9 protein-coding genes are annotated in these 13,978 nt (G+C 59.1%); 5 read left to right on the forward strand and 4 right to left on the reverse strand.

Translation table 11 applies throughout. From position 1 onward, the window contains the following. Entirely contained in the window at window positions 1-981 is a 981-nt protein-coding gene (locus ACM6I7_RS19630) for an HlyD family secretion protein (RefSeq protein ID WP_027612753.1), read from the forward strand. A gap of 58 nt (window positions 982-1,039) precedes the next feature. Here the strand turns inward: ACM6I7_RS19630 and ACM6I7_RS19635 are convergent, their stop codons facing one another. From ACM6I7_RS19635 to mexE, 3 genes are read right to left on the reverse strand one after another with little or no spacing between them, the layout of a single operon-like run. After that, on the reverse strand, window positions 1,040-2,461 hold the full coding sequence (locus ACM6I7_RS19635; protein ID WP_414889090.1) for an efflux transporter outer membrane subunit: 1,422 nt from the start codon (window positions 2,459-2,461) through the stop codon (window positions 1,040-1,042). After that, window positions 2,461-5,649 carry an efflux RND transporter permease subunit gene (locus tag ACM6I7_RS19640; protein WP_096796769.1) on the reverse strand — a complete coding sequence of 1,063 codons (3,189 nt, stop codon included), beginning with the start codon at window positions 5,647-5,649 and terminating at the stop codon, window positions 2,461-2,463. Before ACM6I7_RS19640 ends, ACM6I7_RS19635 begins: the two co-directional genes overlap by 1 nt. A gap of 15 nt (window positions 5,650-5,664) precedes the next feature. After that, complete coding sequence (mexE, locus tag ACM6I7_RS19645; RefSeq protein ID WP_027612756.1) at window positions 5,665-6,918, reverse strand: multidrug efflux RND transporter periplasmic adaptor subunit MexE; 1,254 nt, start codon at window positions 6,916-6,918, stop codon at window positions 5,665-5,667. 295 nt (window positions 6,919-7,213) lie between these two features. Between mexE and ACM6I7_RS19650 the strand changes: the two genes are divergently transcribed. The 3 genes from ACM6I7_RS19650 to ACM6I7_RS19660 all read left to right on the forward strand — a co-directional run bounded on the left by ACM6I7_RS19650 (window position 7,214) and on the right by ACM6I7_RS19660 (window position 11,375). Next, on the forward strand, window positions 7,214-8,620 hold the full coding sequence (locus ACM6I7_RS19650) for an McrB family protein (RefSeq protein ID WP_049827894.1): 1,407 nt from the start codon (window positions 7,214-7,216) through the stop codon (window positions 8,618-8,620). 2 nt (window positions 8,621-8,622) lie between these two features. Continuing rightward, entirely contained in the window at window positions 8,623-9,951 is a 1,329-nt protein-coding gene (locus ACM6I7_RS19655; RefSeq protein WP_414889091.1) for a hypothetical protein, read from the forward strand. 245 nt (window positions 9,952-10,196) lie between these two features. Further along, the gene (locus tag ACM6I7_RS19660; protein WP_414889092.1) at window positions 10,197-11,375 is read left to right on the forward strand and encodes a sugar transporter; all 1,179 of its coding nucleotides are present in this window, start codon (window positions 10,197-10,199) and stop codon (window positions 11,373-11,375) included. A gap of 16 nt (window positions 11,376-11,391) precedes the next feature. On the opposite strand, the gene ACM6I7_RS19665 is transcribed toward ACM6I7_RS19660, so the two are convergent. Beyond that, a complete protein-coding gene (locus ACM6I7_RS19665; protein ID WP_007963542.1) occupies window positions 11,392-12,321 on the reverse strand; it encodes a LysR family transcriptional regulator in 930 nt (309 codons plus the stop codon). A 269-nt stretch (window positions 12,322-12,590) separates the two neighbouring features. On the opposite strand from ACM6I7_RS19665, the gene ACM6I7_RS19670 reads away from it, so the two are divergent. After that, window positions 12,591-13,613: a zinc-dependent alcohol dehydrogenase family protein gene (locus ACM6I7_RS19670; protein WP_027612770.1), complete on the forward strand. Its 1,023-nt coding sequence runs from the start codon at window positions 12,591-12,593 to the stop codon at window positions 13,611-13,613. Window positions 13,614-13,978 lie beyond the last annotated feature (365 nt).

A 13,978-nucleotide genomic window follows, 5' to 3' on the forward strand; every position in this document is an offset into this window, starting at 1 on the left:
TTGAAAGTGTTACTCGCTCGAACAACGACATTAGCGGTGGTGTTGCTGGCCATCGTGCTTGGCTGGTTTGCCTGGGAGCATTACACCCGTGCGCCCTGGACGCGGGATGCGCGGGTGAGGGCGGATGTGGTGACGCTATCAGCCGATGTTTCCGGGCGTATCGTCAGCCTCGTGGTGCAGGACAACCAGCATGTCGACAAGGGGCAATTGCTCATGGAGATCGATCCGGCGCGCTATAGCCTGGCAGTCGAGCATGCGCGGCGTTCGGTCGAGGTGGCGAAGGCGACGCTGGGGCAATCACAGGCATCCATCGTCGCCAGTGAAGCGCTGCTCAAACAACGCCAGAGCGAAGAGCGGCGCCGGCGTACGCTCAAGCAGGGTTTTGCAATTTCCGGGGAAGAATGGGAGAAGTCCAATACCGATGTGGCGGTGGCTCAGGCTGATCTGTTGCGCAATCAGGCCAATCTCGGGCTGGCCGAGGCCAATGTGCAATTGGCGATTGCTGCACTGACTCAGGCGGAACTGGACTTGCAGCGTACTCGTGTCGAATCGCCGGTCAGCGGTTACGTCACTAATCTGCTGACCCGACAGGGTGATTACGCGGTTGCGGGTGGTGCACTGCTGGCACTGGTCGACAGCGATTCGTTCTACGTCAGCGGTTACTTTGAAGAGACCAAATTGCCGCGAATCGAGGAGGGGGACCGCGTGCGCGTGCAGTTGATGAGCGGAGAAACCTTTGGTGGCACGGTCCAGAGCATCGCCTTTGCCATCGCCGACCGGGAAAACGCCACGGGTGGCCGACTGCTGGCCAATATCAATCCGAGTTACACCTGGGTGAAGCTGGCGCAGCGGGTGCCGGTGCGCATCGGCATTGATGGTGACTATGCCGGCAAGAATCGATTAAGGGCCGGTACGACAGCCACTGTCACTGTTCTGGAAGCGCAAAACCATCAGGCCAAAAAAAGCCCCGCGACCGAATGATACGCGGGGCAAAAAAATTGGTTGGTTGCGGCCAACCAAAGGAGCTCTTTAACAACTATTACTTACTGGCGACGGTTTCCGGCTGCCAGCCACCACCCAAGGCCTTGTAGATCGCGACGATGCCGCGATACAGATCAACTTCGGCCTGTGCCTGGCTGTCTTCGGCATTCAGGCGTTCGCGCTGAGCATCGAGCAGCACGAGGAAGTCGGTGGTGCCTTCGCGGTAGCGGATTTCCGCCAGATCGGCAGCCTTGCGGCTCGATTCACTCTGACGAATCAGCGAGATCAGCCGTTGCTGACGCTTGCCGTAATCGCTGAAGGCGTTTTCCGATTCTTCCAGCGCCAGCAACACCTGTTGCTCGTAGGTGGCGAGTGCGCCTTCGGCGTCGGCATCGGCGCCGCGCAGACGCGCGCGCACGCTGCCCAGATCGAACGCCGCCCAGGTGATGCTCGGGCCGAGTGCCCAGGCGTTGGCCGCCGAGGAGCCGATCTGCGAACCACGCCCAGCCGTCCAGCCGAGGAACCCGCTGAGGCTGACCCGTGGAAACAGATCAGCCTTCGCCACACCGATTCGCGCGGTGGCCGAGGCCAGTTTGCGTTCGGCGCTGAGGATGTCCGGCCGGCGTTGCAGCAGTTCACCCGGATCGCCGATCGGCAGGGCCTTGGCAATCGCCGGCAAGTCTTTCGGGCTCAGATCCACGGTCAGTTTGTCCGGACGTTCACCCAGCAGGGTCGCGATACGGTTTTTCTGCCGAACCTGTTCCGCCTGCAATTGCGGCACGCTGGCTTCGACCGAGGCCAGACGCGCATCGGCACGTTCGACGTCGAGCTGATCGCCCACGCCGGCGTCACGCAGGCTGATGGTGATCTTGCGCGACTCCTGCTGGTTTTCCAGGTTGGCCACGGCGATCTTCTCGCGCAATTGCGCACCGCGCAGTTGACCGTAGGCGTCCACCAGTTCGGCAATCATGGTGACTTGCAACTGGTACAGATCGGCTTCGGCCGCTTGCTGATCGGCGTCGCTGGCTTCCAGATTGCGCTGGATGCGCCCGAACAGATCGAGTTCCCAGGCCATGTCCAAGCCCAGATCGTAGCGTTCGCTGTTGACCCGTTTGGTGGTCTGGCCGGGGATTTGCCCCTTGGCCAGATCACTGCTCGCACGGCTGGTGATGGTCGGCATCGCATCGTTGCTGAAGTCGTCGCGGATCGCCCGGGCGGCTTTCCAGCGGGCGAACGCCACGCGCAGTTCACGGTTGCCTTGCAGCGATTGCGTCACCAACTGGTTGAGGGTCGGGTCGTCGAATTGCTGCCACCAGATGCCTTCGAATTTCGAACGGTCAAAGTTCTTCTGACCGGCAGCGCCGTCGGTGGCGGTCGTGATATTGGCCGCCTCCGTGGCTGGGGTCTTGTAGTCGGGGCCGACGGCGCAGGCGCTCAATGCCAGCACCAGCAGACTCGGCAGGAAGACTTTCAGACTCATTATTGCGCCTCCAGTGGCTTTTGAAGAGCTTGCGCCTTGGCCGCTTTGCGGGCTTCGCCACGCTCGACGAAATTACGGATCAACACGTAGAACACTGGCGTCAGCAACAGACCGAAGAAGGTTACCCCGAGCATCCCGGAGAACACCGCCACACCCATCGCGTGACGCATCTCGGCACCGGCACCGCTGGAGAACACCAGTGGCACCACACCCATGATGAACGCGAAGGAGGTCATCAGGATCGGCCGCAGACGCAGACGGCAGGCTTCCAGTACTGCGGCCAGCGGGTCGAGACCTTCCAGCTGTTTATCCTTGGCGAACTCGACGATCAGAATCGCGTTCTTGCACGCCAGGCCCACCAGTACGATCAGGCCGATCTGGGTGAAGATGTTGTTGTCGCCGCCGGAGACAATCACCCCGGTGATGGCCGACAGCAGGGTCATCGGTACGATCAGGATCACCGCCAGTGGCAGGCTCCAGCTTTCGTACTGCGCCGCGAGCACCAGGAACGCCAGCAATACGCAGAGCGGGAACACGAACAGCGCGGTGTTACCGGACAGAATCTGCTGGTAGGTCAGGTCGGTCCACTCGTAGGTCATGCCGTTCGGCAATTCATCCTTGAGCAGTTTCTCGATGGCTTTTTCGGCCTGGCCGGAGCTGTAGCCGGGGGCTGCCGCACCGTTGATTTCCGCAGTGATGAAGCCGTTGTAGTGCATCACGCGATCCGGACCCGAGGTGTCGCTGACCTTGATGAAGGTCGCCAGCGGGATCATTTCGCCCTTGTTGTTGCGCACTTTCAGTTGACCGATCTGGTCGGATTCGAGGCGGAACTGTTGCTCAGCCTGAACGTTGACCTGATAGGTGCGTCCGAAACGGTTGAAGTCGTTGGCATACAGCGAACCCAGGTAAATCTGCAGGGTGTCGAAGATGTCGCTGACGGCCACGCCGTGGGTCTTGGCTTTTTCGCGGTCGATGGCGGCATCGACCTGGGGTACGTTCACGGTGTAGCTGGTGAACAGCCCCGCAAGCTCAGGCACGCTGTGGCTCTTGGTGATGATGTTCATCGTCTCTTTGTACAGCTCGTCGTAGCCCAGGTTGCCCCGGTCTTCGATTTGCAGGCGGAAACCGCCAATGGTGCCCAGACCTTGTACCGGCGGTGGCGGGAAGATCGCCATGTACGCTTCCTGAATGTTCGCGTACTGACCGTTCAAGGCTCCGGCGATCGCACCGGCGGACATGCTCGGGTCTTTACGTTCGTCGAACGGTTTCAGGGTCACGAACACGATGCCGGCGTTCGGGCTGTTGGTGAAGCCGTTGATCGACAGGCCCGGGAACGCTACGGCGCTTTCCACGCCCGGCTGTTTCAGCGCCAGGTCGGACATGCGCTTGATCACGTCTTCGGTGCGATCCAGGCTCGCGGCGTCCGGCAGTTGCGCGAAGGCCACCAGGTATTGCTTGTCCTGGCCAGGTACGAAACCGGTCGGTGTGCTGGAGAATCCGAAGAACGTCAGCACCATCAGGCCTGCATACAACAGCAGGGCGATGCCGCTGCCACGGATGACCCGGCGCACTGTACCGACGTAACCGTGACTGGCCTTTTCAAAGAAGCGGTTGAACGGACGGAACAACCAGCCACCAAAGATCTTGTCGAGCACTTTGGAGAAGCGGTCTTTCGGCGCGTCATGACTTTTCAGCAACACAGCGGCCAGCGCTGGCGACAGGGTCAGCGAGTTGAACGCGGAGATCACGGTGGAGATCGCAATGGTCAACGCAAACTGCTTGTAGAACTGCCCGGTGAGGCCGGAGATGAACGCCGCCGGAACGAACACCGCACACAGCACCAGCGCGGTTGCGATGATCGGGCCGGTCACTTCACCCATGGCCTTTTTGGTCGCATCGAACGGGTTGAGCCCCAGTTCAATATTACGCTCGACGTTCTCCACCACCACGATGGCGTCGTCGACCACGATACCGATCGCCAGTACCAGGCCGAACAGCGACAGGGCGTTGAGCGAGAAGCCGAACAGGTGCATGACTGCAAACGTACCGATCAACGATACCGGCACCGCCACCAATGGAATGATCGAGGCGCGCCAGGTCTGCAGGAACAGGATCACCACCAGCACCACGAGGATCAATGCTTCGAAGAGGGTGTGAACCACCGCCTCGATCGAGCCGCGTACGAAGATCGTCGGGTCATAGACGATGCTGTAGTCCATGCCTTGCGGGAAGCCTTTCTTCAGCTCTTCCATCTTGCCGCGAACTTCGTTCGAGATATCGATGGCGTTGGAGCCTGGACGCTGGAAGATCGGGATCGCTACAGCGGGCTGGTTGTTCAGCAGCGAACGCAGGGCGTACTGGCTGGAACCCAGCTCGACGCGCGCGATGTCCTTCAGACGAGTGATTTCACCGTTATCGCCTGCGCGAATGATGATGTTCTCGAACTCTTCTTCAGTGACCAGACGGCCCTGAGTGTTGACCGACAGCTGGAAGCTCTGGGCATTCGGGGCAGGGGGCGCACCGAGTTGACCGGCAGCGACCTGACGGTTCTGCTCACGAATCGCCGTCACCACGTCAGTGGCGGTCAGATTACGCGAAGCAGTCTTGTTCGGATCGAGCCAGACCCGCAGCGAGTAGTCGCCCATACCGAACAGCTGCACGTCACCGACGCCGCCCAGACGCGCCAGCTCATCCTTGATGTTGAGGATCGCGTAGTTGGACAGGTAGAGCATGTCGTAACGTTTGTCCGGCGAGGTCAAGTGCACAACCATGGTCAGGTCGGGCGAGGCCTTGTCGACGGTGATACCGATGCGCGTCACTTCTTCGGGAAGTTTCGGCTCGGTCCGGGTCACCCGGTTCTGCACCTGCACCTGCGCGTTGTCCAGGTCGGTGCCCAGAGCGAAGGTGATGGTCAGGGTGATCTTGCCGTCGGCGGTGGACTGCGAGGACATGTACAGCATGTTCTCGACGCCGGTGATGGCTTGCTCCAGCGGAGCGGCCACGGTTTCACCGATGACTTTGGGGTTGGCGCCCGGGAAGTTGGCACGCACCACCACGGTCGGTGGCACGACTTCCGGGTATTCGCTGATCGGCAGCTGGAACAGCGAGATCGCACCGGCGATCAGGATCAACAGCGAGAGCACCGCTGCGAAGATCGGCCGTGAAATGAAGAATTGGGAAAAATTCATCGGAGTTGTCGTCCCTTAACCGCGTGGGGTCGTAGCGGCCAGCTTCACAGCCGTACCCTGTGCACCTTTGGCGGGTGCGACTTTGGGCAGGTTGCTGGCTTCCAGCGCTTGACGTTGTTGAGCCAGAGCGGCAATGGTCTGCTCGCTGGCCATCGGGATCACTTCAGGCGTCACCGGCGAACCCGGACGCACCCGTTGCAGACCCTTGACGATGATCGTGTCGTCCTTGTTCAGACCTGTGCGCACAATGCGCAGGCCTTCGATCTTCGGCCCCAGTTCGACGGCGCGGTAAGCGGTCTTGTTGTCCGCATCCATCACCAGCACAAACTTCTTGCCGAGGTCGGTACCGACCGCTTCGTCGTTGATCAGCATGGCGTTGTAGGTGCCGCTGCCGACCAGTTTCAGACGTGCATACAGGCCAGGGGTGTAGGTGCCGTCGCTGTTGTCGAACACCGCACGACCACGGATGGTGCCGGTTTTCGGGTTGACCTGGTTGTCGACGAAGTTCATCTGACCGAGGTGCGGATTGCCGTCCTCATTGGACAGGCCCATGTACACCGGGGTGGTGGCGCCACGTTGGCCGTTACGGGCGAGTTGGGTGTATTTGAGGAACACACGCTCGTCGGCGTCGAAGTAGGCGTAGACCTTGTCGGTGGAGACCACGCTAGTCAGCGGGGTGGTGTCGGCAGTCACCAGGTTACCGGCGGTGATCTCGGCACGGCTGACGCGACCGCTGATGGGCGCGGTGACGCGGGTGAAGCTCAGGTTCAGCTTGGCCAGATCCAGTTGCGCCTGCAGGGCGCCGACGGCGGCGCGGGCTTCCTGGGCAGCGCTGGTGCGCGAGTCGGCCAGTTCAGCGGAAATCGCGTTGCTCGCACGCAGACGTTCGCCACGCCCGGCTTCGTTTTCACTGCGGGTGGCATTGGCGCGGGCCTGGGCTACCAGGGCTTCGAGGCGGCGCACCTCAGCCTGGAAAGGACGCGGATCGATCTGGAACAGCAGGTCACCTTTCTTGACCAGCGCACCTTCGGTGAACGCCACCTCGTCGATCTGGCCAGAGACCCGAGGACGAATTTCAACAGTTTCCGGCGCTTCGAGGCGCCCGGTGAATTCGTCCCACTCGTTGACCGGTTGTTCCAGCACCTTGGCCACGCTGACTTTGGCAGCGGGCAGGGTGGCGGCAGTCTCCGGAGTCTTGCCGCAAGCGCTCATCACCAGCACGGCCAGCATGGCCAAGGGGAAGCGCAAATGTTTGAGTGACTGTTCCATGGAATCATCCGCCAATGTATTGAAGATGGGCGGATGATGCTCGGCAGGCTGTGATGGCACGAATCGAATGAAGCAAAGGTAACTATCATTCGGAATGATATAAGACCGATTCGAGCCCTCTAGCATGCACCTTTCGTTAGGGTGCTATCAATTGGTTTGATGACAAATGTTTGTTGCGTCGAGTGCAAAGGTCGCTTGGCCAAGTAAAAGCGGTATTCCATTTGAATAGTGGCTTTATGATGCTATTTTTCGCGAACTTTATTCTGTTTCATTGGCTCAGGGAGAAAGAGCACTCATGGTTGAGCATCAGTTGATCCTTTTCGGCCCGCCCGGCACCAGCAAGAGCCATCGGGCCCGGACAACAAAGGCCAGGGTTCTGGGCGTTAACAGTACCCAGATCGTTCCAGTGGCCTTCCACCCGGATTACAGTTATGGCGAGTTTGTCGCGCGGTTGATGCCAAGAACCCGGGAAAACCAGATCGAGTATCGCGTGCATGCCGGGCCATTACTGCGGGCGTTGGCACTGTCATACAGTCATCAGCCTCAGGAAGATAACGCTCAGGAAGCGCAGAACGTACTGCTGCTGGTCGATGAGATCAACCGTGGTAATTGCGCGGAAATTTTTGGCGATGTGTTTCAGTTGCTTGATCGTGATGACGAGGGTTGGTCCAGCTACGCGATCAGTGTTTCCGATCTGGTGATCGATGCCCTTGAGGCCGAGCTCGCGCTGCTTGGCCACATCAGCCCTTTTCCCGATCTGAATCGGCGACTGGCCGATGCGCTGAAGCAGCGTCAGTTATGCCTGCCACCTAACCTGTTCATGATCGGCACCATGAATACCAGCGACGAATCGGTGTTTTTCATGGATTCGGCGTTCAAGCGGCGCTGGCATTTCGAGTTTTGTGCGGAAGCGTTTAACGATGAGGTGCCGACCAGCCAGAGCAAGGCGTTGATGCCATCAACTCATCATTTGACCTGGGAGACATTCGTCACAGCGCTCAACCAGTTCATTCGTGATCGGTGCACAGCCCCGAGGCTCGATGACAAGCTGGTCGGGCCATGGTTTATCAAGGCCAGGCGGGAGCCTGACAAAACCCTGGCTGAAGTTTATCCGGGCGAATTGGCCAGACTCGTCGCCACTACCAGCATGATCGGAGATCCCGCCAGCGGTGTTAAACAAAGCAGGGCATTCGATGATGACCTGTTGGAATTGGCGACCAAAATGTCCAAAGCCAACCGCAAGCGACTGCTCGATGAGGGAGGGCATGAACCAGACGCCGAGCTCAAGTTCAAGCGAATCCGCTCTAATTCGGGCCACGCCAATCAATACTATTGCTCAAAGACCTCTCCCAAGAAGTTCAAGTCGGACACCAAGGGTCTCATTATCGAGGATTACCTGGAGCAGCTCGCCAAGTTCAAATTGCGCTTCGAAGTTCACCATATTCAGCGCGCCGATATCGTCGGCAAGTTGTTCCTGTATCTGTGGGACAACGTCTTTGATCGTGACCGAACCCCCCTGTGTTCGCTGCTTGAAATCGAACCGCGTGAGCTGCGCACCTTCGGTCAGTTTGCCAAACGCGCCGATGAATTCATTACTTGTCTGTGCCCGCCTCCTGATATTCACGAACTGCTGAGCGCCGCGTTTGCTGATGCCGCATTCAACTCGGAAGATGACGGACTGACGACATCCGGCGAGGCCTGATAATGCAGCTCGACGAAATCGAACGAGTAGAAAGCGACGGCGAGGTGGGACTGGTTCGTGAAGCGGATGGGCGTTACCTGTTGAAGGTGCCCTATGGCATGGGGGCAATGAGCGGTGCAGAAGCGTTGTCGCTGCTTTACCAGTGTTTCGTGGTATTTCGCCGGACACGACGCGAGCCTGAGGTGCTGACGGCCCGTGATGGCGTCGAGGCCCACGGCAAGGGCAAGGAGCGTGTTGGCGACGGACTTGCATTTCACGATGCGCTGGCGCTGGACGAGTTGTTCGACCGCGTCGACCCACGCAGTCTGCTTTCAATGTGTGAGCGCCGCGGTCGCAGTGTCGACGACCCCTATCGCCGTTTTGATCGACATCTGCATCGTGCGCTGTTTGATCAACGGGGCGCTGCTTACTTTGAGTCGGTCGCGCAGGATCGTCGGGTCGGTCAGTTTGGCAAGGCGGATATCGTAGGCCTCTATTGTTTTTTGGCAGTGGATTTCTATCGGGGTTTTCTGCAGGTAGATCCTCGATGTGCCTGGGGCAGCTTCGTGGGTGAAGGCGAAGCGCTGGCGCAAGACTTCCAGCATCGTTACCTCAGCGCTGAGGACTCGCTCTATTTTGGTAATGTCCAGTCGCGTCAGCGCAGCCTGAGCCATCTGCGGCACCTGTTGCAGAGTATCGACCGCTGTGCGGCCCCGCGCGACGCTCACTATTATCAGTTGCACGATGCTCTGGAGCGCTACCTGCATGCGGGTACACAAAGCGACCTGGACACGGGACTGATATGGGGCGTGGAGAAGTTCTGGGCTGTCTGGGAGTCAGTCTGTCTTTGTCATGGATTGAGCGAAGGCGAGGGAGGGCTGGAACGCTTCCAGACGTGCGACGACCAGCATCTGCCTCACGGGATAGCCAGCACGGCTATACAGTCTCGCTGGCAACAGCAGCGTCGAAAGATCTTTGCGCGCAACCACATCAAACGGCGCCCTGATCTGGTGAGGCAGGACGGTAAAAACTGGACGGTAGTGGATTTCAAATACTATGAGCGGGCGACTTTCCAGCGCCCCAAGTGGAGCAAGAATGCAGAAATCGCCAAGGAGGAGCGAGACTTTCTGAATCTGGAAGCCTACGGGCTACTGCTGCATAACCATCTGGCCAAAGAGGGATTGAGCGAGCACAAGGTAGGACTGGAAATGTGGTTGCCGGGCGAGCGAGAGGCATGGTTCGAGTTCGTTGGCGAACCGGCATGGGATCCGCCTCTGCGAATGCGAACGCTGGTGACGACCGAGTTGATCAAGGCATATGCCGATCGATACGAGTCCTCGGCAAGGCCCTGATTCCGTCACTGTGGGCGCTCTTGTTCTTTCGCCATGGCCGCACGCTACGCAGGCCTTTTGCTGCTCAATGAAACGGCAGATTGATTCATCAAGCCGACTGGACCAGATTAGTGTGGCCTGGCTCACTGATGGTGCGTCCCCTGAACGTCGACACATTCGGCAATCGGTATCAAGACACCGACAGATGGGCACAGATCGCTTGCGTACATTCACGCACGATCATCAAAGAGTAATACGACGTTTAAATGAGTGATTCTACGGCGACAAACAACGGCAACTGGTACGCAGTCATTGCCTTGGCACTGGCTGCGTTCGTGTTCAACACCACCGAGTTCGTCCCGGTCGGTCTGTTGAGTTCGATTGGCAGCAGCTTCGACATGTCGACCGCGCAAGTCGGCCTCATGTTGACCATCTATGCGTGGGTGGTGTCTTTGACGTCGCTGCCGATCATGCTGCTGACGCGCAACGTCGAGCGGCGGAAATTGCTGATTGTGCTGTTCGGGATGTTTATCGCCAGTCACATTCTGTCGAGTCTGGCGACCAGCTTCGGTGTACTGCTGGTGAGCCGGATCGGTGTGGCGTTGTCGCATGCGTTGTTCTGGTCGATCACCGCGTCTCTGGCCGTGCGCCTGGCACCGCCGGGCAAACAGGTTCAGGCCTTGGGCTTGCTGGCAACCGGTACTTCGCTGGCGATGGTGCTGGGGATTCCCCTCGGCCGCTTGCTGGGCGAGGCCATGGGCTGGCGCACCACGTTCATGGTGATTGCAGGCTTTGCCGCGGCGCTGGTGTTCTGCCTGGCGAAGGTACTGCCGCTGCTGCCCAGCCAGAACTCAGGCTCGCTCAAGAGCCTGCCGATATTGCTGAAGCGACCTGCGCTGGTGGCCGTCTATGTTCTGACGGCTCTGGTGGTGACGGCACAGTTCACCGCTTACAGCTACATCGAACCGTTCGTACTGACCGTGGCCAACATGAGCGGCGATGTGGTGACACTCCTGCTGTTGTTATTCGGCGGCGCCGGTATTTTCGGCTCTCTGCTGTTCAGTTACCTGCACAGCTATAACCCACAGCGCTTTCTGATCATCTGCGTATCGGTGCTCGCCTTGTGCCTGGCTTTGCTGTTGCCGTTGAGCGGCAACGTCTCCTACCTCGGCGTGCTGAGCGTGTTCTGGGGCATGGCGATCATGGGCTTCGGGCTGGCGTTACAGTCCAAAGTCCTGGTACTGGCGCCGGACGCCACCGATGTGGCGATGGCGCTGTTTTCAGGCATCTACAACATCGGTATCGGCGGCGGGGCACTGGTGGGCAGTTGGGTGGGCAGCCAGTTTGGTTTTGCTTACATCGGGGTGGTGGGCGGAATGCTGGCGGCTTCGGCGCTGGCGTTTTACTGCCTGTCGATTTATCGCAGCAGCCGGGCTGGGGCTTGAGTCGCTGGCTGCCTTGTTAATGCGCAGGCAGCTCGAGACTATCCGGATCGCCAAAGAACATCTGAATCCGCGACCGCAACCAACGCTCCCCCGGATCATTATCCTGCGACCCGCGCCAAGCCATGTGCAGCTCAAACGTGCGCGTCGGCAACGGTGGATCCTCCGCCCGCACACCGCCGGCAGCCGTCAGCGCATCCGCGGTGTAGTCCGGCACGGTCGCAACAATGTCAGTGCCGGCGAGCAACGTACTCAAGCCATTGAACTGCGGCACGGCCAGCACCACGTGGCGCTTGCGCCCGAGTTTCTCCAGCTCTTCATCAATAAAGCCGCTGAGGTCACCGGCGAACGACACCAGTGCATGCGGACGCGCGCAGTAGTCATCCAGACTAAGCGGGCCGGGCACGGTGTCGGCCCGCAGCAGTTTCGGCTGGCTGCGGCGCAGCACCTTGCGCTTGGCGTTGGCCGGCAGGTCGGTGGTGTAGCTGACGCCGATGGAGATTTCGCCGGAGGCCAGCAGGCCCGGCATCAATATGTAGTTGACTCGGCGCACGACGAGGACGATGCCCGGTGCTTCGGCGCGCAGGCGTTTGAGCAGCATCGGCAGCAGGGCGAATTCGACGTCGTCGGACAGGCCGATGCGAAATACCGAAGTGCTGGTGGCGGGGTCGAATTCCGCCGCGCGGCTGACAGCCGTTGAAATCGAGTCGAGCGCCGGGGAGAGCAGGGCGAAGATTTCCACCGCGCGGGCGGACGGTTCCATGCTGCGTCCGGTGCGCACGAACAACGGGTCATCGAACAGGCTGCGCAGGCGCGAGAGCGCCGCACTGATCGCCGGCTGGCCTAGAAACAGCTTCTCCGCGGCGCGGGTCACGCTGCGTTCGTGCATCAATGTTTCGAATACGATCAACAGGTTCAGGTCGACACGACGCAGGTCATTACGATTCATCTGGAGTCCTGGCAGAGTCATCAAGCTTGACGAGAGCGACCATATGAGAACAATGGCCGGCATGAATATTACGGGGAAAGGCTGGTACTCTGCACCGCTAAATTCAGCTTTACCGAGCCGGTGGCGGCATTTTTTCATCGATTTTGCCAATGCCGTTCATACTGCGGAATCAATGACAGGCATGTCGACTATTAATAGCCACTGATAGTCTTGGGTCAAAAGCCCAGATAGAGTTCAGGGCATTAGAGGTTACTTTGACGAGGTTTGCGATGTCCCGCACGATCCGTTTTCACAAGTTTGGTCCGGCCGAGGTGCTCAAATGCGAAGAGCATGCGGCCGCTCAGCCAGGTCCTGGCGAAGTGCAGGTGCGTGTCGAGGCGATCGGCATCAGCTGGTACGACATTCTCTGGCGTCAGAATCTGGCCTCGTCCCAGGCACGCCTGCCGTCCGGTCTCGGCCATGAAATGGCCGGTGTGGTGACCGCCGTCGGTGACGGTGTGGACGATCTGTCGGTGGGCGACAAGGTGGCCAGTTTTCCGGCCGAAAGCCCGAACGACTACCCGGTGTATGGCGAGCAGATCGTGCTGCCACGCACCGCGCTGACCCGTTATCCGGATGTACTCAGCCCGGTTGAGGCCAGCGTGCATTACACGCCGTTGTTGATCGCCTATTTCGCCTATGCGGATCTGGCGCGGGTCAAACCAGGGCAGTTTGCTCTGGTCACTGACGCCAGTCATTGCGCCGGTCCGTCCTTTGTCCAGTTGGGCAAGGCCATGGGCGTGCGGGTGATTGCCGCGACGAAAACCGCTGATGAGCGTGAGTACCTGCTGTCGCTGGGTGCCGAGAAAGTCATCGTCACCGAGGAAGAAGACTTGTTGATGCGAATCAACAAGATCACCGACAACCGTGGCGTCGATGTGGTGTTCGACGGTCTTGGCGGCCCGCAGATGTCGTTGCTCGGCGATGTCCTCGCACCGCGTGGCAGCCTGGTCCTGTATGGTCTTCAGGGTGGCAACCAGACACCATTTCCGGCCTGTGCGGCGTTCCAGAAAAACATCCAGTTCTTTGTGCACTGTATCGGTAATTTCACCGGTAAACCCGAGTTGGGCATTGTTCAGGATCAAGTCGCCTTGCAACGTGCCCTGCGTGATATCAATCAGTTGACGGCCGACCGTGTGCTGCTGCCGCTCAAGACCCGGGTCTTCCCGTTCAACGAGTTCGTCGAAGCACATCGCTACATGGACGAATGCCCATGCCGCGAACGGGTCGCCCTGCAGGTCGAACCCGCGTAACTCCCTCCGAACAGAGTCCGTGGCCCCACGGACTCTTGCGCTTTTTACCTCTCGCAAATAATCAGACAGACCAAGCATGGCGCGTGGCCGGTTGTGCATCTGAACCGGTTTTTGTCTGCCATCTGTATCTTCTATTCGCCATGTAAGCCCTGATAATTGAATGATTACTTTCATCTCAAGGAATGAGCCATGTCTGTGCATTCTGTTTTTTATTTCGCGTTTAACGTTTCCCCTCGTGGGCGATATAGCGGTTTTTGTTTAATGACTGTAGGGCATTTCCTATTGTTGTTCTGCTTTTGTTGTACTCAATGTTCGTGGGACGCTGTAAGAAGTTTCCTCAGATATTTTCTGATCAGAAAAAACTC

This window comes from Pseudomonas sp. IT-93MI4 (assembly GCF_949767635.1).
Classification (GTDB): Bacteria; Pseudomonadota; Gammaproteobacteria; order Pseudomonadales; family Pseudomonadaceae; genus Aquipseudomonas; species Aquipseudomonas putida_A.

Coding starts and splice junctions, on each gene's coding strand:
- ACM6I7_RS19660 (WP_414889092.1), top strand. CDS start 10,197: ATGAGTGATTCTACGGCGACAAACAACGGCAACTGGTACGCAGTCATT.
- ACM6I7_RS19655 (WP_414889091.1), top strand. CDS start 8,623: ATGCAGCTCGACGAAATCGAACGAGTAGAAAGCGACGGCGAGGTGGGA.
- ACM6I7_RS19650 (WP_049827894.1), top strand. CDS start 7,214: ATGGTTGAGCATCAGTTGATCCTTTTCGGCCCGCCCGGCACCAGCAAG.
- mexE (WP_027612756.1), bottom strand. CDS start 6,918: ATGGAACAGTCACTCAAACATTTGCGCTTCCCCTTGGCCATGCTGGCC.
- ACM6I7_RS19670 (WP_027612770.1), top strand. CDS start 12,591: ATGTCCCGCACGATCCGTTTTCACAAGTTTGGTCCGGCCGAGGTGCTC.
- ACM6I7_RS19635 (WP_414889090.1), bottom strand. CDS start 2,461: ATGAGTCTGAAAGTCTTCCTGCCGAGTCTGCTGGTGCTGGCATTGAGC.
- ACM6I7_RS19665 (WP_007963542.1), bottom strand. CDS start 12,321: ATGAATCGTAATGACCTGCGTCGTGTCGACCTGAACCTGTTGATCGTA.
- ACM6I7_RS19640 (WP_096796769.1), bottom strand. CDS start 5,649: ATGAATTTTTCCCAATTCTTCATTTCACGGCCGATCTTCGCAGCGGTG.